Annotated in this window: 20 protein-coding genes, 3 pseudogenes and 1 other annotated feature; of the genes and pseudogenes, 11 read left to right on the forward strand and 12 right to left on the reverse strand. The window is 40.3% G+C overall.

Translation table 11 applies throughout. The features are described from left to right. Nucleotides 1-19: 19 nt before the first annotated feature. From F895_RS01815 to pilG, 3 genes are read right to left on the reverse strand one after another with little or no spacing between them, the layout of a single operon-like run. Complete coding sequence (locus F895_RS01815; RefSeq protein WP_005244057.1) at nt 20-556, reverse strand: chemotaxis protein CheW; 537 nt, start codon at nt 554-556, stop codon at nt 20-22. 47 nt (nt 557-603) lie between these two features. Further along, nucleotides 604-966, reverse strand: coding sequence for a response regulator (locus F895_RS01810; protein ID WP_004652355.1), 363 nt, complete (start codon nt 964-966; stop codon nt 604-606). A gap of 23 nt (nt 967-989) precedes the next feature. Beyond that, nucleotides 990-1373: a twitching motility response regulator PilG gene (gene pilG / locus F895_RS01805; RefSeq protein WP_005244059.1), complete on the reverse strand. Its 384-nt coding sequence runs from the start codon at nt 1371-1373 to the stop codon at nt 990-992. 279 nt (nt 1374-1652) lie between these two features. Between pilG and F895_RS01800 the strand changes: the two genes are divergently transcribed. Together F895_RS01800 and F895_RS01795 are read left to right on the forward strand one after the other, a co-directional pair. Further along, entirely contained in the window at nt 1653-2306 is a 654-nt protein-coding gene (locus F895_RS01800) for a hypothetical protein (RefSeq protein ID WP_005244062.1), read from the forward strand. 188 nt (nt 2307-2494) lie between these two features. After that, complete coding sequence (locus tag F895_RS01795) at nt 2495-4210, forward strand: proline--tRNA ligase (RefSeq protein WP_005244064.1); 1716 nt, start codon at nt 2495-2497, stop codon at nt 4208-4210. A gap of 52 nt (nt 4211-4262) precedes the next feature. Here the strand turns inward: F895_RS01795 and F895_RS01790 are convergent, their stop codons facing one another. The 6 genes and pseudogenes from F895_RS01790 to F895_RS01770 all read right to left on the reverse strand — a co-directional run bounded on the left by F895_RS01790 (nt 4263) and on the right by F895_RS01770 (nt 8366). After that, the gene (locus F895_RS01790; RefSeq protein ID WP_005244065.1) at nt 4263-4598 is read right to left on the reverse strand and encodes a YegP family protein; all 336 of its coding nucleotides are present in this window, start codon (nt 4596-4598) and stop codon (nt 4263-4265) included. 149 nt (nt 4599-4747) lie between these two features. Next, nucleotides 4748-6421, reverse strand: coding sequence for an AMP-binding protein (locus F895_RS01785; RefSeq protein WP_026040220.1), 1674 nt, complete (start codon nt 6419-6421; stop codon nt 4748-4750). A gap of 318 nt (nt 6422-6739) precedes the next feature. Next, on the reverse strand, nt 6740-7084 hold the full coding sequence (locus F895_RS01780; protein ID WP_005244069.1) for a zinc ribbon domain-containing protein YjdM: 345 nt from the start codon (nt 7082-7084) through the stop codon (nt 6740-6742). A 52-nt stretch (nt 7085-7136) separates the two neighbouring features. Continuing rightward, nucleotides 7137-7493: pseudogene (locus F895_RS0119130) on the reverse strand (DUF488 domain-containing protein). Nucleotides 7494-7516: 23 nt separating this feature from the next. Beyond that, on the reverse strand, nt 7517-7879 hold the full coding sequence (locus tag F895_RS01775) for a DUF2004 domain-containing protein (protein ID WP_005244075.1): 363 nt from the start codon (nt 7877-7879) through the stop codon (nt 7517-7519). Nucleotides 7880-7916: 37 nt separating this feature from the next. Continuing rightward, nucleotides 7917-8366, reverse strand: a complete 450-nt coding sequence (locus F895_RS01770) for an SRPBCC family protein (RefSeq protein ID WP_373463005.1) — start codon at nt 8364-8366, stop codon at nt 7917-7919. Between the two features lie 182 nt (nt 8367-8548). Here F895_RS01770 and F895_RS01765 point away from each other — a divergent pair, with 182 nt between their 5' ends. From F895_RS01765 to F895_RS01735, 7 genes and pseudogenes are all read left to right on the forward strand, one after another. Then, nucleotides 8549-9271, forward strand: coding sequence for a CAF17-like 4Fe-4S cluster assembly/insertion protein YgfZ (locus F895_RS01765; protein ID WP_005244079.1), 723 nt, complete (start codon nt 8549-8551; stop codon nt 9269-9271). An 89-nt stretch (nt 9272-9360) separates the two neighbouring features. Then, nucleotides 9361-9594: a hypothetical protein gene (locus F895_RS01760; RefSeq protein WP_005244081.1), complete on the forward strand. Its 234-nt coding sequence runs from the start codon at nt 9361-9363 to the stop codon at nt 9592-9594. Between the two features lie 2 nt (nt 9595-9596). Further along, on the forward strand, nt 9597-9917 hold the full coding sequence (locus tag F895_RS01755) for a low molecular weight protein tyrosine phosphatase family protein (RefSeq protein ID WP_005244084.1): 321 nt from the start codon (nt 9597-9599) through the stop codon (nt 9915-9917). Between the two features lie 74 nt (nt 9918-9991). Then, nucleotides 9992-10633: pseudogene (locus F895_RS01750) on the forward strand (DsbC family protein); the annotation flags it as partial. Nucleotides 10634-10683: 50 nt separating this feature from the next. Beyond that, a protein-coding gene (locus F895_RS01740) for an IS3-like element ISAba19 family transposase (RefSeq protein ID WP_087486619.1) occupies nt 10684-11903 on the forward strand; the annotation gives its coding sequence in 2 pieces (ribosomal slippage) (nt 10684-10960 and nt 10960-11903; 1221 coding nt in all). Next, nucleotides 10959-11075 (forward strand) — a sequence feature (AL1L pseudoknot). Its footprint overlaps the gene before it by 117 nt. A gap of 36 nt (nt 11904-11939) precedes the next feature. Then, nucleotides 11940-12035, forward strand: a pseudogene (locus F895_RS20365) (DsbC family protein); the annotation flags it as partial. Between the two features lie 253 nt (nt 12036-12288). Next, nucleotides 12289-13092 carry a tetratricopeptide repeat protein gene (locus F895_RS01735; protein WP_005244089.1) on the forward strand — a complete coding sequence of 268 codons (804 nt, stop codon included), beginning with the start codon at nt 12289-12291 and terminating at the stop codon, nt 13090-13092. Between the two features lie 41 nt (nt 13093-13133). Here the strand turns inward: F895_RS01735 and F895_RS01730 are convergent, their stop codons facing one another. After that, nucleotides 13134-15263: a TonB-dependent receptor gene (locus F895_RS01730; protein ID WP_005244091.1), complete on the reverse strand. Its 2130-nt coding sequence runs from the start codon at nt 15261-15263 to the stop codon at nt 13134-13136. A gap of 207 nt (nt 15264-15470) precedes the next feature. Here F895_RS01730 and mutM point away from each other — a divergent pair, with 207 nt between their 5' ends. Continuing rightward, nucleotides 15471-16292 carry a bifunctional DNA-formamidopyrimidine glycosylase/DNA-(apurinic or apyrimidinic site) lyase gene (gene mutM / locus F895_RS01725; protein WP_005244100.1) on the forward strand — a complete coding sequence of 274 codons (822 nt, stop codon included), beginning with the start codon at nt 15471-15473 and terminating at the stop codon, nt 16290-16292. 31 nt (nt 16293-16323) lie between these two features. After that, nucleotides 16324-16614: a peptidylprolyl isomerase gene (locus F895_RS01720; protein ID WP_005244102.1), complete on the forward strand. Its 291-nt coding sequence runs from the start codon at nt 16324-16326 to the stop codon at nt 16612-16614. Nucleotides 16615-16675: 61 nt separating this feature from the next. Here the strand turns inward: F895_RS01720 and F895_RS01715 are convergent, their stop codons facing one another. Both F895_RS01715 and mscL read right to left on the reverse strand, forming a co-directional pair. After that, nucleotides 16676-17008 carry a gamma-glutamylcyclotransferase family protein gene (locus tag F895_RS01715; protein WP_005244104.1) on the reverse strand — a complete coding sequence of 111 codons (333 nt, stop codon included), beginning with the start codon at nt 17006-17008 and terminating at the stop codon, nt 16676-16678. Nucleotides 17009-17164: 156 nt separating this feature from the next. Continuing rightward, a complete protein-coding gene (gene mscL / locus F895_RS01710) occupies nt 17165-17596 on the reverse strand; it encodes a large conductance mechanosensitive channel protein MscL (protein WP_005244106.1) in 432 nt (143 codons plus the stop codon). Nucleotides 17597-17662: the final 66 nt, after the last annotated feature.

Raw genomic sequence — 17662 nt, forward strand, 5'->3', positions numbered from 1 at the left:
TATGTTCCGTAGCGTAGAATTAGTTTATAAATTTTATTGATGCATTCATATATTGAGGATTGCTTAACAAACGACTCAATAAAAACACATGCCATTGTTGATTATGTTGATGGAAATGACCTTGGCAATAATCTTTCAGCTTATTATCCAGATCATTATTCTGGGAGAAAAAACTCTTTTTGTTAAAGTGTTGAATCCCCAAAACCTGATCGACGACCAACCCCACATAATGGTCTTGATGGCTAATACAAATCACTTTTTGCGTTGGTGAAAACTGACTCCGTTGCCCTGAAATAAAATGTGTTAAATCAGAAACTGAAAGCAGACGTCCACGAATATTGGCCAAACCTCTTACCCACGCCTGAGTATTTGGTACTGGTGTATATTTCGGCGGATAAATCACCTCCGAAATTTCCCCTAAAGGCGCAACAAAATATTGCCCTAACATCTCAAATGCAATACCAGACCAACGACTGACTTCATTTTGAGTTGAAGTGTATTGTTTATTGCCTCGCTTGGATAAACGAAGCAATTCGATAAATCCATTTGCTGCCATACCCTATCCCGTATTGAGTAATGAGAAGGCTCAACTTGAGCAAAAAATTAACTTAATAATTGTTTAATGACATCAATAAGTTGCTGTTCATCAATGGGTTTAGTCAAATAGTCGCAAGCCCCTTGACGTTTACCCCACACACGGTCTGTGGCCTGATCTTTGGTACTAACAATCACAACAGGAATATGTTGTGTATCCTTACCTTTACTGATTTGGCGGGTTGCCTGAAAGCCATTCATCCCTGGCATCACCACATCCATCAGCACCAAATCTGGCAATTCAGCTTGAGCCATTGTGACTCCATCAGCACCATTGGTCGCTTCAATAACGTCATAACCGTGCTTTGTCAAAATCTCTCTAAAGCGAAATGTTTCTGTAGGTGAATCATCTACAATAAGTATGCGAGCCATTTTTTCCTCAATCTTAACTTTTATTATGCACTAACGTGGTTGCGAATCGCGTTTAACAACTCATCTTTACTAAATGGCTTGGTTAAATATTCATCCGAGCCCACAACACGCCCTTTTGCTTGGTCAAACAAACCGTCTTTGCTTGATAGCATAATCACTGGAATATTTTGATAACTTAGAGAATTTTTAATTAATGCACAGGTTTGATAACCATCTAAACGAGGCATCATGATATCAACAAAAACGATATCAGGATTGGCTTCTGCAATTTTTGACAATGCTTCAAAGCCATCAACAGCGGTAATGACTTCACAACCTTCACGCTGCAATAACGTTTCAGCTGTACGACGAATCGTTTTTGAATCGTCAATCACCATCACCTTTAAATTTTGAAATTTATCTTCCATTTATTGTCCCGCCCCAATACTCAATACAAATTATGGTTGGTTTAATTTGTTTTATACAGATTAGTTGATATTTTTAACATATCTTTACTTGCATTATCAATGAAGTTTTTTGAACCAACCTATCAGTTTCTCTACACAATCACAAACAGTTCACACTTTTAATTAAATTCCTAATTTTTTTGCTGAATAACTATTTTTAAATGTAGAAATTAGCACTAATATACAACTGATTATTATTTAAAAATAAGTGATTTAATTAACTTTTTTTCGGGGAATGTAATGACTGGTTCGTTAAAGTGCGGTTTTCGCATGGGTCACTTTACAACGATTACTCGTACTTACATTTGTTCATTTTTTCTATTGTGTTTTGTTAGCTATTCCAGTGCTGCTACCACAGAACAACCTAAAGCTGTCTGGTATCGTTACTATGACAAAAATGGCGTTGCCAATGTCAGCACTTCCGTTTCCCCAAATCATATTCGTTACGGCTACGAAGCACTAGATCGTAACATGCAAGTGATAAAACGGAATAACCCCTACAACGCAGCCGCAGATGCCCAACAATCTGCACAACGGGAATCCATAGCGCGTCGTCGCGAACAGGACTTAAGACTAAAACGCGCCTATGGCAACCCACAAATTGCCGCAACAAAACGAGACCAAATTTTGGCGAACCTGAAAAAACAGCTAAACTATCAGCAAGAACAATTACAACAATTACAAAAGGATAAAATCGCGTTTAAACGTCAGGAGATGGAATATCATCGTAAAGGTGAAGTACTGCCAGCACAGCTTAAAAACAATCTGGAAAATAACACTCAAAATATTGAGAACATCAAAAAAACGGTGGAAAGCCTCCGTAATGCCTATCACAAGACTGAAGTCGAGTATAGCGATATTATCCAGCGCTTAAATGCGCTGGGCCCGACTTAATCCATATGCCCTTTTACAATCTCGACATTAAATTTTAAGTAATTCGAATATTTAAATACTCAGCTCTACTTTATACTGCGCCAAATTGAATGATTCATGTCATAATGCCGATTGCCCAAAACTGGGCATATTATTTTGCTCGTTGTTGTAGCACTTTTTAAATAACACTTAACTTTAGGACAGTTTCCATGCGCGCAAGCCGCTTTTTATTTGCAACGTTAAGAGAAACCCCAAATGATGCTGAGGTCATTTCTCATCAGCTGATGTTACGTGCGGGGATGATTCGTAAACTCGCTTCTGGCTTATACTCTTGGTTGCCCATGGGAACGCGTGTTTTAAAGAAAGTAGATGCGATTGTACGTGAAGAAATGAATCGCTCTGGCGCATTGGAAGTATTTATGCCAGTGACCCAACCTGCAGCGCTTTGGGAAGAATCTGGTCGTTTTGAACAATATGGGCCAGAACTTCTACGTTTTAAAGATCGTCATGACAATCCATTCGTGCTTGGGCCAACCCACGAAGAAGTCATTACTGATTTAGCACGTAATGAACTGAAAAGTTATAAACAATTGCCGTTGAATTTCTATCAAATTCAAACCAAATTCCGTGATGAAATTCGTCCACGTTTCGGTGTAATGCGTTCTCGCGAATTCATCATGAAAGATGCTTATTCTTTCCACATCGATCAAGCATCATTACAAGAAACTTATGATGTGATGTATGACACCTATAGCCGTATCTTCACCCGTCTGGGGCTGGATTTCCGTCCAGTACAAGCAGATACAGGATCAATTGGTGGCTCTGCATCACATGAATTTCATGTCCTTGCAGCCAGCGGTGAAGATGATATTGCCTTCTCTACTGAATCTGACTATGCAGCCAATGTTGAAATGGCTGAATCGCTTTTGGTCGGTGAACGTGCTGCTGCAACCCAAGCCTACAGCGTGGTTGACACCCCAAATCAAAAAACCATTGCTGATGTGTGTCAGTTCTTAAATACTGATGCAAAACAGTCTGTCAAAGCATTATTGGTACAAGGTCCAACAGATGAAAAAGGCAATACACCTGTAGTTGCCCTGTTCTTGCGTGGCGACCATGAACTCAATGATATTAAAGCTGAAAAGCATCCCTTAATTGCAGCCCCTTTAACATTTGCCACTGAAGAGCAATTGCAACAACATGGCTTAACGGCAGGCTTCTGTGGCCCGCAAGGCTTAGTTGAAAAAGGGCTCACCGTGATTGTAGACCGTGCTGCATCGGTACTGTCTGACTTCGTTGCGGGGGCAAATGAAGTCGACAAGCACGCAACTGGAGTAAACTGGGATCGTGATGCGACATTTACCGAAGTCTTTGACCTGCGTAACGTAGTTGAAGGCGATCCATCTCCAGATGGTAAAGGCACAATTCAAATTAAACGCGGGATTGAAGTTGGTCATATCTTCCAGCTGGGTACCAAATACTCAGAAGCATTAAACTGTAAAGTGCTGGGTGAAGATGGCAAACCCCTCACCGTGACCATGGGTTGCTATGGTATCGGCGTGACTCGTGTGATCGCATCCGCTATTGAGCAGAACTTTGATGATAAAGGGATTATCTGGCCTCAAGCGATTGCACCTTTTGAAGTTGCGATTGTGCCAATGAATGCCCATAAATCACCACGCACCCTCGAAGCTGCCGAAGCACTTTATGCAGAATTACAAGCACAGGGCTATGATGTCCTACTGGATGACCGTAACGAACGTCCAGGCGTAAAATTCTCTGATCTTGAATTGATGGGTATTCCACACCGTATCGTGATTGGTGAAAAGGGTCTCGATGCAGGTACCTTCGAATACAAAGGCCGTCGTGATGCTGAAGCCAGCAACCTCAATAAAGAAGAATTATTGGCGAAATTGATCCGCTAATCTGAACTCTAGAGATAAAAAAGCCGTTTCAATGAAACGGCTTTTTTATTGATTAAACAGTTAAATCTTTAATAGTTTCAGATGGCCCATTATTTTTCACAGATTCAATGCCCTTGTCACGCGACTGCTCACTGGAATACAGCTGACTGGTTCCAATGACCTGATGATTGGCTGCTTTCAAATTAAAATATGGTTTTTCATTCTTTGAGGTTAAGCGATCATATCGACCATCATCAGGACTATTTTTCTGTACTGATGCGATCCCATTCAATGCTGCTGCTTTGGTTTTATATAATTCACTATTTAAAATTGGTTCACCATTTCCTGCCTTAAGTACAAAACGATATTGCCCATCACTCGCCTTACTTACTTCAAACCACCCTGACATAAGAACCTCTATTTATTGGAGTTAATCATTGTTTGTTATCTCCACCAATATAGTTCAGCTATCCCAGTTTAAAAAGCTTGTTTTTTGTTCAATTTTAGTAATTGACCGACTGCATCAAACTATAAAACCAGACCAAGGCCAAACATCTCCTACTGTTGTTCTTTTAAATGTCGACGTAGTATTTTTCCGATATTTGATTTCGGTAACTCTTGTACAAACTCTATATATTTTGGACATTTATAGGCGGTCAAATGAGCTTTGGTATAGCTTAAAATTTCCTCTTCCGTTAAAGATGGATCTTTACTCACAATAAAGATTTTTGGAACTTCACCAGATTTTTCATCCTTTACCCCAATCGCAGCCACCTCGAGCACCTTATGATACTGGGCGACAACTTCTTCAATTTCCCTTGGATAAACATTAAATCCAGAAACAACGATCATATCTTTCTTTCTATCAATCAGTTCAATAAATCCCTGCTCATCCATTATGCCAATGTCACCTGAACGGAACAGTTGATCCCGAGTCATAACCTGTGCTGTTTCTTCTGGTTTTTGCCAATAGCCCTGCATCACTTGTGGGCCACGTATGGCCACTTCACCTGGCTGACCATAGGGCAGTGGATTGCCATGCTGATCAATAATCACGACATCCGTTAAGGGGACCGGGATACCCACCTTGCCACTAAAAGTCGTTTGCCCTTTGGGATTAAACGTAGCTAAAGGCCCTGTCTCGGAAAGGCCATAGACCTCACAAATAATATTGCCCGTCAACTGCTGCCATAAATCTGCTGTTGCCTGCAAGGTTGGCATCCCGCCACTCACGGCCAGTTTGAAGTCAGAAAAATCTATTTCCTTAAAATCAGGTTGATTGGCGAGAGTATTAAATATCGTGTTGACACCAGGAAATACATTTGGAGAGTAACGGCGCCAAGCGTCTAGAATGTAATTGATGTCGCGTGGATTCAATATGAGTACGACCGTCTGACCTGAATAAAGGCTATATAAAATACTGAAAGAAAAAGCAAATATATGATAAAACGGCAGAAGGCATAAAATTCGACTACTGCCACCTTGAGACGATAACAACAAATTTGAAGAAAAAGCGGCATCCATCTGCAAAGTATTAATAAATAAATTACCGTGCGTTAGGATGGTGCCTTTTGAAAGACCCGTTGTGCCACCAGTATATTGTAGTAAGGCAATATCATGAAGCTGGAGTGCTGGGCGTTGATAATGCGTAGAACCAACCTCATTCATGATGCTTTTAAATTGATATACATTACCGATAAGCTCATGTTGAACCGCTTTGCTTTCTTGCAAGTGTGGATATTTAAATCGTGTTTCCTCCGTCAATAAATCCGGAATCGAGGTCTGGATAATCGTCTTGACCTTGGTTTGTGCTTCAATTTGCTGAAAAGCTGGAATCGCATCATCAATAATAATCAAGACCTCTGCGCCAGAATCATTGAGCTGATACTGAAGCTCACGGGGGGTATAATGAGGATTCACATTAACTGCAATATAACCCGCACGAAGAATGGCACAGGCAATGACTGGATATTGCAGTAAATTCGGGAGCATGATTGCAATGCGGGTTTGCTGAGCTAAATTTAACTGTTGTAAATAACTGGCAAATCGCAGACTAAGCTGATCAAGCTCAGTAAAAGAAAGGATTTGATCATAAAAAATAAAAGCAGCAGCATTACTGAATTGCTGAAAAGATTGCTCTAGCATCTCAATTAAAGATTCATGCTCGCTAGGTGATTTTAATTGATAAGCAACATTATACTTCTGATATTCATTATACCAAGGACGTTCGATTTTCATTTATTAGAGCTATTTATTTGATGAAATTTCAAGTATAAATTTTTCTACTGAAAAAAGTTGTCGATTATGTAAAAAACTGTGAATCGACTTAGCACCATAGAAACACAATGATTATTAATAATAAATCAATATATTATGCTTTAATCAAGATCATACCTTATTACTTAGGAGCGATTAATACCTAATCCCGTGATCACAACGCTCCACAATTTCAGTTAAAATAATCAACTAAATAGCAGATAAAGAAAATAATTACCTCTCCAGCCTAAATCTAAAAAGGAGCATCTACATACTCCTTTTTAGATCAGATGATTAAACTTTTTTCACGAATTCAGACTTAAGTTTCATCGCACCAACACCATCAATTTTACAATCAATGTTATGACCATCACTTGCATCGGCAACCAAGCGAATGCTTTTGACCTTTGTTCCAACCTTCACCACAGAAGATGAACCTTTAATTTTTAGATCTTTCACGACCGTTACACTATCACCATCAGCCAAGACATTTCCGTTGGCATCTTTAATAATGTCCTGTACTTCTGAAGCAACAGCTTCCCCTTCCTTCCATTCATGTGAACATTCAGGACAAATCAATAAATCGCCATCTTGGTAAGTATATTCTGATTGGCATTGTGGGCAATTTGGAAAAGACATAAAAAAAACTCAAAAGGCTATTATGATGGATAGACGCTACTTTTTCAAAATTTCAGCCTTGAATCTCTTTCCCAAGTAGATAATTCTTCAGTACCAAAGCATGATTCAAGGCTGGGTCTTTGGCCGCATAAATCAGCGTTAAAGGTTGCTGTTTGGCCATCTCTCTCAGTTCTTGAACATGTGGATTATGACTTAATTCTTGATAATAGCCCTGCTGAAAACTCAGCCAATGCTCGGCTTGATGACAAAATGCCTGTCGCAACTCGGTTGAGGGGGCAATTTCCTTGAGCCATAAATCCAAATGTGCCCGTTCTTTCTATATTCCTCTCGGCCATAAACGATCTACCAAGACACGTTTGCCATCGGAAACGGCGATAGGATCATAAATACGTTTAATCTCGATTTGCATACACACTCGCCTACAATTTAGGCTTAGCTTTCCATTGCGATATCAATCACCTGCCCTTTTGCATCAAAACTTACACAAATCACATAATTGGTCATTCCATCGGGCAAAGTAAAATCAAGCATCTCATGCGGTTCTAAGCCGTCATCATCGCATTGATGATCCAAGACTAAAATCTCTAGCACCTGTAACGGTGTTGGAGTAGGTGTCCCAAAATGTTTTTGCCAATATGCAGATTCAACCTCCTCAAGATGGTGTTGAATAAATAGCTCTACACTGTCTTCGGCTTGTTGGTTTTCTAAAGCTTCTCGCATTGCACGACGTGCAAGCTGTTCACGGTGTTCAACAATTGCTTGTCCTGACATAGCATCCCCCGATGTCATCATCATAAACTGTATTTTTAAGCTGATTCTGCTTTTTCAATTTCTAATCTGGAATCTCAACCTGCACCAATAAGCCAAGCAAATACAATGATTCTTGCCAGCCTAAATAACACGCTTCAACTGGAATCACGTCTGGTATCCCTTCTTGGGTAATATGGATTTCAGTACCGACCAATACTTGTTTGAGTTGAATCGTCACCTGAATATCACCGGGCAGGTTTGGGTCATCAAAACGACTGGTATAACGCAAGCGTTCATTGGGAACCAGTTCGATATAGCTTCCACCAAAAGAATGAGAGTGTCCTGTTGAAAAATTGGTAAATAACATTTTATAGCTCCCCCCCTCTTGCGGATCAAGATGATGGATTTTTGCTGTGAATCCATGCGGTGGTAACCATTTGACCAAGGCATCTGGATCTAAAAAGGCTTTAAAAACCCGAGCAGGTGGCGCATTTAATACACGATGTAATTTTACTGTACCCGTCATTATTATTCTCCAATCTTACAATTCTTGCGCTGGATCGATTTATCATAGCGATTTGCTGTACAAATGCCATGCCTTCAATCGCTCATTTGAGCACGATTATCGAGAATCTAAAGCTGCTTTTTTGTGAAAAATGGCGCAAAATAACAATCCATATTTTAGTGATCAGAACGCAGATTTAGGATTGATCTATGAGCCAGCTTGCTTTTACTGCTTTTAGCTTAAATGGTGTAGATGCACAGAAATTTTTACAAGGTCAGGTGACCATTCATGTCGAACGGATACCTGAAAATGAAAATCGCTATACCGCTATTTGTGATTTAAAAGGACGTATTCATTTTGGTTTATGGATTAAAAGACTCACCCCAGAGAGCTTTGAACTTGTGACCACGCAGGACCAAGCCGAAGAATTTGCTAAGCATATTAAAAAGTTTGGTGCTTTTTCTAAAATGAAGTTAGAACAAATCAGCCCTGTTTACCCAACAGTAAATGGTATTCAAACTGAATTTTCTGCAACAGTAAGTGATATCAGTACTTGGCAAGTTCAGGCAATTCAGTCTGGGCAAGCTTGGATTAGTCAAAGTACAGAACACTTATTCCAACCACAAGAATTACGATTACATCAACGCGATGGCGTACATTTTGATAAGGGCTGTTATCTTGGCCAAGAAATCGTGGCACGTCTTTGGTTTAAAGCCAAACCAAAGCATTGGTTGCATTTAATTCAAGCCGAAGGTGATCTGCCAGCCCCAGCAACGCAACTCAGTAAAGATGTTGAAGTAGTCAATAGTGTTGCCTTTGAAACTGGTTATCTGGCACTTGTGATTGCCAAACCCGCAGCCTTAACAGAACTTGGTGTAACTGTTTTAGAGCTGCCTGAAACACTGAATGGCGATGTCGCTCGACCAAGTTAAACCCTTGTGGAAATTAGGCTTTAATATTATAGTAAAAACTCATGTGTTATCGCGGCTGCTGAACCCGATTAACTCATGAGTTTTTTATAATGGATGATTTAGCACAACAACGTAACCGAGCATGGCGACGTAAGCAAAAGTTTTTATTTCGAGGCCGAGACTGTAGACACACAACACGTTTGTGGAAGCCTGTAAAGCAATGGAAATATCTCTATACAAGACAAGTTAAACTTGCTCGGGCAAAGCAATTAAGAATCGAATACCCTCGCATTTCTAAAGCTCAATCTTTACATGATGCCCGTTTTAATTATTGGACTCTTTGATTGTGAATATTCTCTTTATTTGCAGCCGTAACCAATGGCGCAGTCCAACAGCTGAACGTATTTTCGCACAAGGGTATGGTCTACGTACCCGTTCAGCTGGCACCAGCCGTCACGCCAAACACACCATTTCATTAAAAGACATTGCTTGGGCTGAGCAAATCTTTGTGATGGAATCTCGACACAAGCAACAGATCAAAGAACAGTTTTCCAAACAACTAGCGCATAAAAAAGTGTTTGTGCTCGATATTCCAGATGACTATCACTATATGGACCCTGAGCTGATTGAATTACTTCAATTGGCGATGCAGCCCTATTTAAAATAAAGTTTCATCGCTGTTCTTGTCGAAAGTTTAAATCGACGTTATTGTTCCTATATTCTCAACACAATCGATTCCACATGAAAATAACGATCAAAACATGGTTATCCGCTATCACGCTTAGCCTTTTTGGCTTACAAACATTACATGCCGATAGCAAAACACTGGAACGCAACTTCAAACAGAATTATCCAGATATTCCGGTCAAATCGGTTAGTCCTTCTCCTTTACCGGGTATTTATGAAGTCTATGCCGCAGGTAAAATCATCTATACTGATGAAAGCGCCAAGTACCTGTTTTTCGGTAACCTCCTCGATGTCAAAAACAAGAAAAATCTGACCGAAGAGCACTTAGCTGAATTTGGAAAAATTGATGTCAAACAACTGCCGCTCGATCAAGCAATCAAATATGTCAAAGGCAAGGGAGATCGTATCCTGTACGTCTTTAGCGATCCTGACTGTCCTTATTGCCAAAAACTTGAACAGCATATGACCTCTATAGATAATGTCACAGTTTATCTGTTCTTATTCCCACTGAAAAAATTACATCCTCAGGCAGAAGCGGTTGCCAATAAAATTTGGTGTTCCAAAAATCCGTACGAAGCTTGGGAAGATTATATGCTGCATCGTAAAGCACCAAAAAATGCAGCTCAGTGTGAAACCCCAATACAAAAGAATTTAGCCTTGGGTCAAAAATTACAAATTGATGGCACTCCGACCCTATGAACCGTACCGGGTTTGTCGGAGAGTCAATATTCTGAGAGACTATCCCGATGACAAAACCAAACTATACCCCCGAAATTAGAGAAAGAGCGGTTCAATTACTAATTGAATCTGAAAAAGATTATCCTTCTACTTGGGCAGCAATCACAGCTATTGCTCCTAAAATCGGTTGTACTCCTGAAACATTGCGTGTTTGGTATTTAAAGCATCTGGATCAACTAAATCCTGCCAAAGTACAACAGATATCTGACCAAGAAAAAATGAAGCAAATGGAACGTGAAATTAAAGAATTAAAACGTGCCAATGAAATTCTACGTAAAGCAGCCGCTTTTTTCGCCCAGGCGGAGCTCGACCGCCCACACAAATAATGGTGGATTTTATCCATAACAATAAAGATCGATATGGTGTTGAAGCGATTTGTAGAATTTTACCGATTGCACCTTCAACCTATTACCGAACTTTAGATCTCACTGACAATCCAGAACATCGAGCGAAACGAGATCTACATGATGAGTATCATGCTGAACAAATTAAACGAATTTGGAAAGAAAGTTCAGGTCGATATGGTGTACGTAAAGTTTGGCAAAAATTGAAACGTGAGGGTTATGTTATTGCACGTTGTACAGTTGCTCGATTGATGCAAAAGCTAGGTATACAAGGTGTTTGGCGTGGTAAGAATAAACAAACCACCCGTAACCGAGATGACCAAAAACGGGCAGATGATTTAGTGAAACGTAATTTTAATGCTGATCATCCAAACCAACTATGGGTGGGTGACTTTACGTATATTCAAACTCATTCAGGCTGGGTATATACCGCATTTGTTATTGATGTGTTCTCACGAGCAATTGTTGGATGGAAAGTATCTACACGGATGAATACAGATATGGTGCTTGATGCATTAGAGCAAGCATTGCATGATCGAGGCATGCCAAAGAATGTGATTCATCATTCCGACAGAGGTGTGCAATATCTTTCCATTCGCTATACCAATCGTTTAGAAGCAGCAAATTTACGAGCATCAGTCGGTACAACGGGTGATTCATACGATAATGCTCTGGCTGAAACGGTGAATGGCTTATACAAAACAGAGGTGATTGAATATTTAAAAGCAGATTGGCAAGGTTTAGCAGATGTACAACTTGCGACACTAAACTGGGTAGATTGGTTCAATAAAAAGCGTGTACACAGTGCACTGGGTTATGTATCGCCTTTTGAGTTTGAAGCAATGTACTATGATAAGATTAACCCGTTAGGTCAGGTGGCTTAACTTAAATAAAAAAGTCTCCGACAAACCCGGTACGGTTCACTATTCTTACAAAATGGCATGCGGCTCTCTGGCAGCCCACAAAATGCTGAACAGATTGAGCAGCTTTTACAGGAAGCCAGCAGTAACAAATAATATGCAATGATGAAGGCTTATGACTCTTTTGCCACAGAAGGGTCACAAGCGATTATCTAAAAAAATAAAACATAAGATATTGATTTAATAGTTCTTAACTCATAGAAAATAGTTAATTTAGGTTCTTTCATTTCACCACGATTTATACAAAATCCTTATTTACATTTTTGCCTAAACTTTTATGATGAGGACAGCATATTGAGTTCTGCCATACAAGGGATGAAAGCAGATCAACATGAAAGGAAAAATAAACATGAAAAAATTGCTGATTGCGAGTTTAATTACTGTTGTTAGCCATAGTGCTTTCGCAGCAGACGCAAAAACATCGACCATTAAACCCGATCCTGTCTTTACAAAAGCAACCCAACTTTACGAAGCAAAGGACTATGCTGCTGCCTTTCAAGAAATGCAACGTTTAGCCACAACGGGTAATCAACAAGCGATTTATAATCTTGGCTACATGACTCAGCTAGGTCAAGGTACCGCAAAAGATGAGAAAAAAGCATTACAATATTACCAAGACGCATCAACTAAAGGCTATGGCCCAGCCAGCTTTAGTATTGCTCAGGCCTACCACAAAGGTACGCTTGGCCTAGGTAAGAATCCACAAAAATATAAAGAATATTTAGAAAAAGCCTCGATCCAAGGCTCAGATGAAGCAACCGTGGAGTTTGCTGACCTCCTATTCCGCCAAGGAAAACCTGAATACGACCAACTCGCCATTCAGAAATTATTGCCTCTCCTCCGAAAGGATTATTATCCGGCACGAAATTTAAAAGCAGTTTATGACCTTGGCATTGGTGTGAAGAATAAAAATCCGTTTATGCAACAGCAAGCAATTGAGAGCTTAAAGGATCTTGCCAAAAAGGATTATGCACCCTCTCTCATGATTCTTGGCAATATGCTTGCCAATGGCAGTATTATCGATCAGGATTTAGAGCAGGCAAAAAATATCTTTTCACGCTTAGCAGCTGTGGACTATCCAAATGCGAAAGAATCATTAGTCAAAGTTAACGAAGCCATTGCTGCAAAAAAAGCAGCGCCAACCAAAAAATAAAAAGCCAAAAGCAGCACTTTGTAAGTGCTGCTTGTTTTCACTTAGAACTGTTTGCTGACTTTAATCCCAGCACTCCAATTACGCCCATCTGCGGGTTCAAAGAAGCGGTTGCTTCCTTCGTTAACAATCACCGAGCCTGCATAGTTTTTATCGAACAGGTTATCTACGCGTGCAAAACCACTCACTCCCCAGTCTGCATATTTCCACGCATATCCAGTATACAATGACGCGACCGTATAATTTGGTGCTGCATCACTATTAATATCATTAACATACACTTTATCCATATACTGCACATCTGCACCTGCGTAAAAGCCCTGCTCAGGTTTCCACGCCAAACCAATAAAAGCTTGGCTCTTTGCGATTCCAGGAATTGCATTTCCCTCAGGAATCTCAGCAACTTTTCCAACCGCAGGAACTTTAGAATCAAAGGTCGCATCTAAATAGGCATAACTAGCATTGATGGCCAAATCTTTCCAAAGCGCTTTATTCCAAGCCAACTCAACACCTTTGCGTAAAGTCTTATCTGCATTCCTAAAAGTTGCACGACCACCAATATTTTCAGCTGCAACAATGTCATCCTTGGTTTGAATGTAGAATGTAGCCAAATTAAAATCACCTAACACATTTGAAGATTTTAGACCCACCTCATAGTTATCACTTTTTGAAGGTCTTAAGTCTAGCGTGCTGCTGCCACCTTTTGCAGGATAAGCCATCTCAGTGAATGTTGGCGTTTCAAAACCTTTGGCATAACTTGCATAGAGTAAAGCTTCTGGAATAACTTGCCAACTTAGAGCCACTGAAGGTAATACTTCTTCATAGCTAGTTTTGCCACTATTATCCCCATTCAGACCAACAATATAATGATCTTTCGATTCGTAATGCACATTACTATAACGCACACCTGTATCTAGACGCATCGTTGGTAAAAAAGACCATGAAGCCTGTAAATAAGGATCGACATTCCACAAGGTATTACGCTCATCACGGCGCAGGGCTCCTTTTACCCCTTTATCCCCAGTCTCATTAAAGTTTTGATAGCCTTGTCGACCTTCATTCATCGCATCAATTGCCACACCTGCACTGAACTGGGTATTCGGTAGTAAGTCCTTCCCCGTCCAGCGGAAGTCTGCACCATAATAATCACGTTTAAAATCAATTACTCCACCAGCTTGATACGGTGTCGCTGGATTTTTTTGAACCATATCTGGAATCGATTGATATTGTGTTACTTGACGTTGCCCAATGTAGGCCATCGCATACAGTTCATTTTGGTCATTGATTGGTTTTGACCATGTAAGCCCTGTTTGGGTTTGATCAATCTTTTTACGTGCATTGTAATCCAAAACATTTTTTGCCACTTGTCTTGGATTCACTTCCCAATCTGCTCGTGTTAAGCCACTAGGATCATCAGCATCAATCTTGACGTAGTTAGTGATCCAGTTAATCTTACTACCATCATCCAAATTCCACGTCAGTTTTGCATTGCTTAAAACCTTGTTTGCCCCGCTATGGTCTCGAAAACCATCGGTATCAAAATAAGATGAGCTAATCACATAACTCGGTTCATTTTGATTTTTAGCACCGCCTTGCAACACAATACCCGCGCGATTCTTATTGTGGCTGCCCCCAGCATAACTCATTTCAATCGAGTCTTTACCCTGCCCCTCTCTGGTTGTTGCCAGAATCGCGCCGCCTGATGAATTGCCATATAGTGATGAAAATGGGCCCGTTAATACTTCAAGATGGCTCAAGCTGCTTAAATCAATATTTGAGGTTTGCCCCTGCCCATCGGGCATCGTTGCCGGAATACCGTCGGTATATAAACGAATGCCACGCACACCAAAAGTAGAGCGTGCACCAAAACCGCGCATTGACAATTGCAAATCCTGTGCATAGTTCTCACGATTACGTAATTGAAGACTTGGAATTCCTTTAACAACCTCTGTTAAATTCACTTGTGCTGATTGATCATCTTTAGGCATATCCACCCTAAAAATTGAGGCTGGTGTTTGCATATATGTAGTATCGGTGCGTGTTGCCTCGACTTTAATTGATGGCAATTGCACAGCTTGCTCAGCATCAGATTCACCCGCCCAGGCAGCGCTATTACCCACCCCCATACACATTGCGACGCAACCATATAAAAGGTTAATTTTCAGTGAAGGCATGAAGATTCCTTATTTCTCAAAATTTCAAAAGGATGATTTTTAAAAGTAAGCATCTAATTATTTTATATTTAACTTACATATTTAAATTTTACGGCCATCATCAAGAACGTTACCGATCTGCATTGGCAAATAAAATTAAATACCGTCATAATTGTAAGTGAAACATTTACCCTCATTGTATTGTTGTTGAAACAACTTGAGCTCTATATGCCTGAACTTCCTGAAGTTGAAACCACCAAAACCAGCCTTCTCCCTCTTTTAGAGCAACGTGTTCAAGCAGTCACTGTATTGAATGCGAGTTTACGCTGGCCAATTCCCAACGATCTCGACAAACTGGTTGGACAACGTCTAACGCAACTGAAACGTCGCTCTAAATATATTCTGGCCGAATTTGAACAAGATCAGATGCTCTGGCATTTGGGTATGTCTGGCAGCTTTCGTTTGTGTCAAGCTAATGAAGCGCTGAGAAAGCATGATCATCTGGTGATTGATTTTGAGGATTTGCAACTCCGCTATCACGACCCACGTCGTTTTGGCTGTATTTTGTGGTTAGACCAAGCCAATCAAAGCAAACTGATCGACACACTCGGCCCTGAGCCACTCAGTGAAGATTTTAATGCGGCTTACTTAGGTGAAAAACTGAGTAAAAAGAATGTCGGCATTAAAATTGCTTTGATGGATAATCATGTGGTGGTTGGTGTCGGCAATATTTATGCGACTGAAAGTTTATTCAATATCGGGGTTCATCCTGCACAGCCAGCTTCAACCTTAAGCAAAACACAGGTAGAAAAACTGGTCATTGAAGTTAAACGCATCTTAAAACAGGCAATTGATCTTGGTGGCTCTACCTTGCGTGACTATAGCAATGCCATGGGTGAAAATGGTTATTTTCAACAGACGCTTTTGGCCTATGGGCGTGCAGGCGAAATGTGCGTAAATTGCGAAACCACACTGGAAAACTTAAAGCTTGGTCAACGTGCCAGCGTATTTTGCCCGCAATGCCAACCATTGAAGTTAAAAAAAGCTTAGGCTTATTCAGATATCCCAAGGAGAACAAATCATGCAAACTGCGATTGTTCGACATATTCTCGTCAAAGATAAAGATTTAGCTGAGCAGCTAAAAAAGCGGATTCAATCAGGTGCAGATTTCGGAAAAGTTGCCAAGCAATATTCAACCTGCAACTCAGCCAAACGTGGTGGTGAACTCGGCGAGGTGAAAAAAGGTCAGTTGGTGCCTGTCATCGATAAACTGGTCTTTAGCGCAGCAGAACGTATTTTACATGGTCCGATTAAAAGCCAGTTTGGTTTTCATTTGGTTGAAGTCAAATTCCGTATGGGCAGTTTGAGATAATCGGTCTACTTGAGCTTAAATTTAGATTTAAGCTCAACAGTCAGTTCCGAGAATAAATCTTTTAATCCTGTGGCCTCATCACATAGGTCCATGCCAATGTCATTTCACCATTAGACAACTGAACCTGAGTCTTTACACGTTGATATTGTATCCCTTCAAAATCATCCAGCATTTGCCAGTTTTGTTCTAATTTGTCAGTACTAAACAAATATCCCTCAACCAAAGAATCTGCTTCATTCAGAACGATAGCAGGCAAGCCTTTATCTGGCCCCCAATCTAGAATATGAATCGTGCCATGCACCGAAGCTTGCTGCCAGTCGCCACCGATTTCTCCCAAAATATGGGCATTTTCTCGATTTGGGCATAATGTACCATATACAAATAATCGGTTCATGTTGGTTGATCCCCCTCACAATATGTACAGCATCTTAAAATGAAAGCAGCTTTTTTTCTATGAGAAATGACGATTTTACGCCACTATCCAGCACGGTCCTGTTCCAATAGACAATAAAAAACGGCATCTCAGATGCCGTTTTTTATTCAAGCTAACTTAGCCCTGTTTTTTCAACTCATCACGAATTTCACGTAACAGTTGAACATCTTCTGGCGTTGCTTCTGGCTCAGGTGCAGCCTCTTCTTGTTTACGAATACGATTCATCACTTTCACTAATAAGAACACAACCCATGCTAATAACAAGAAATTAATAAGAATAGTTAAGAAGCTACCATAAGCAAAGACATTTAGTCCTGCGTCCTGTGCTGCTTTCAACGTCGTTACATTGTTCGGGTTATCACCAAGGATGAGGAACCAATTGGTGTAATCAACATTACCGCCCAAGATCCATGAGATCACAGGCATTACAATATCTTTCACTAATGAATCAATAATTTTACCAAAAGCACCACCAATGATGACACCAATCGCCAAATCCATCATATTGCCCTTGATGGCAAATTCTTTAAATTCTTTAATAATACTCATCTATAACTCTCCAGAGCTGAACTTGATCGCGGCCTGTTTTTGCATTGTTTATTACACAGGTGCGGT

Origin of the sequence: Acinetobacter sp. CIP 64.2, from assembly GCF_000369645.1 — a bacterium.
Classification (GTDB): Bacteria; Pseudomonadota; Gammaproteobacteria; order Pseudomonadales; family Moraxellaceae; genus Acinetobacter.

Bases quoted from the DNA above. Each gene is read 5' to 3' on its own strand.
- F895_RS01720 (WP_005244102.1), top strand. From the start codon at position 16,324: ATGCAAACTGCGATTGTTCGACATATTCTCGTCAAAGATAAAGATTTA.
- F895_RS01815 (WP_005244057.1), bottom strand. From the start codon at position 556: ATGGCAGCAAATGGATTTATCGAATTGCTTCGTTTATCCAAGCGAGGC.
- F895_RS01775 (WP_005244075.1), bottom strand. From the start codon at position 7,879: ATGATGATGACATCGGGGGATGCTATGTCAGGACAAGCAATTGTTGAA.
- F895_RS01780 (WP_005244069.1), bottom strand. From the start codon at position 7,084: ATGTCTTTTCCAAATTGCCCACAATGCCAATCAGAATATACTTACCAA.
- F895_RS01790 (WP_005244065.1), bottom strand. From the start codon at position 4,598: ATGTCAGGGTGGTTTGAAGTAAGTAAGGCGAGTGATGGGCAATATCGT.
- F895_RS01795 (WP_005244064.1), top strand. From the start codon at position 2,495: ATGCGCGCAAGCCGCTTTTTATTTGCAACGTTAAGAGAAACCCCAAAT.
- F895_RS01765 (WP_005244079.1), top strand. From the start codon at position 8,549: ATGAGCCAGCTTGCTTTTACTGCTTTTAGCTTAAATGGTGTAGATGCA.
- mscL (WP_005244106.1), bottom strand. From the start codon at position 17,596: ATGAGTATTATTAAAGAATTTAAAGAATTTGCCATCAAGGGCAATATG.
- F895_RS01800 (WP_005244062.1), top strand. From the start codon at position 1,653: ATGACTGGTTCGTTAAAGTGCGGTTTTCGCATGGGTCACTTTACAACG.
- F895_RS01810 (WP_004652355.1), bottom strand. From the start codon at position 966: ATGGCTCGCATACTTATTGTAGATGATTCACCTACAGAAACATTTCGC.
- F895_RS01735 (WP_005244089.1), top strand. From the start codon at position 12,289: ATGAAAAAATTGCTGATTGCGAGTTTAATTACTGTTGTTAGCCATAGT.
- F895_RS01715 (WP_005244104.1), bottom strand. From the start codon at position 17,008: ATGAACCGATTATTTGTATATGGTACATTATGCCCAAATCGAGAAAAT.
- pilG (WP_005244059.1), bottom strand. From the start codon at position 1,373: ATGGAAGATAAATTTCAAAATTTAAAGGTGATGGTGATTGACGATTCA.
- mutM (WP_005244100.1), top strand. From the start codon at position 15,471: ATGCCTGAACTTCCTGAAGTTGAAACCACCAAAACCAGCCTTCTCCCT.
- F895_RS01760 (WP_005244081.1), top strand. From the start codon at position 9,361: ATGGATGATTTAGCACAACAACGTAACCGAGCATGGCGACGTAAGCAA.
- F895_RS01730 (WP_005244091.1), bottom strand. From the start codon at position 15,263: ATGCCTTCACTGAAAATTAACCTTTTATATGGTTGCGTCGCAATGTGT.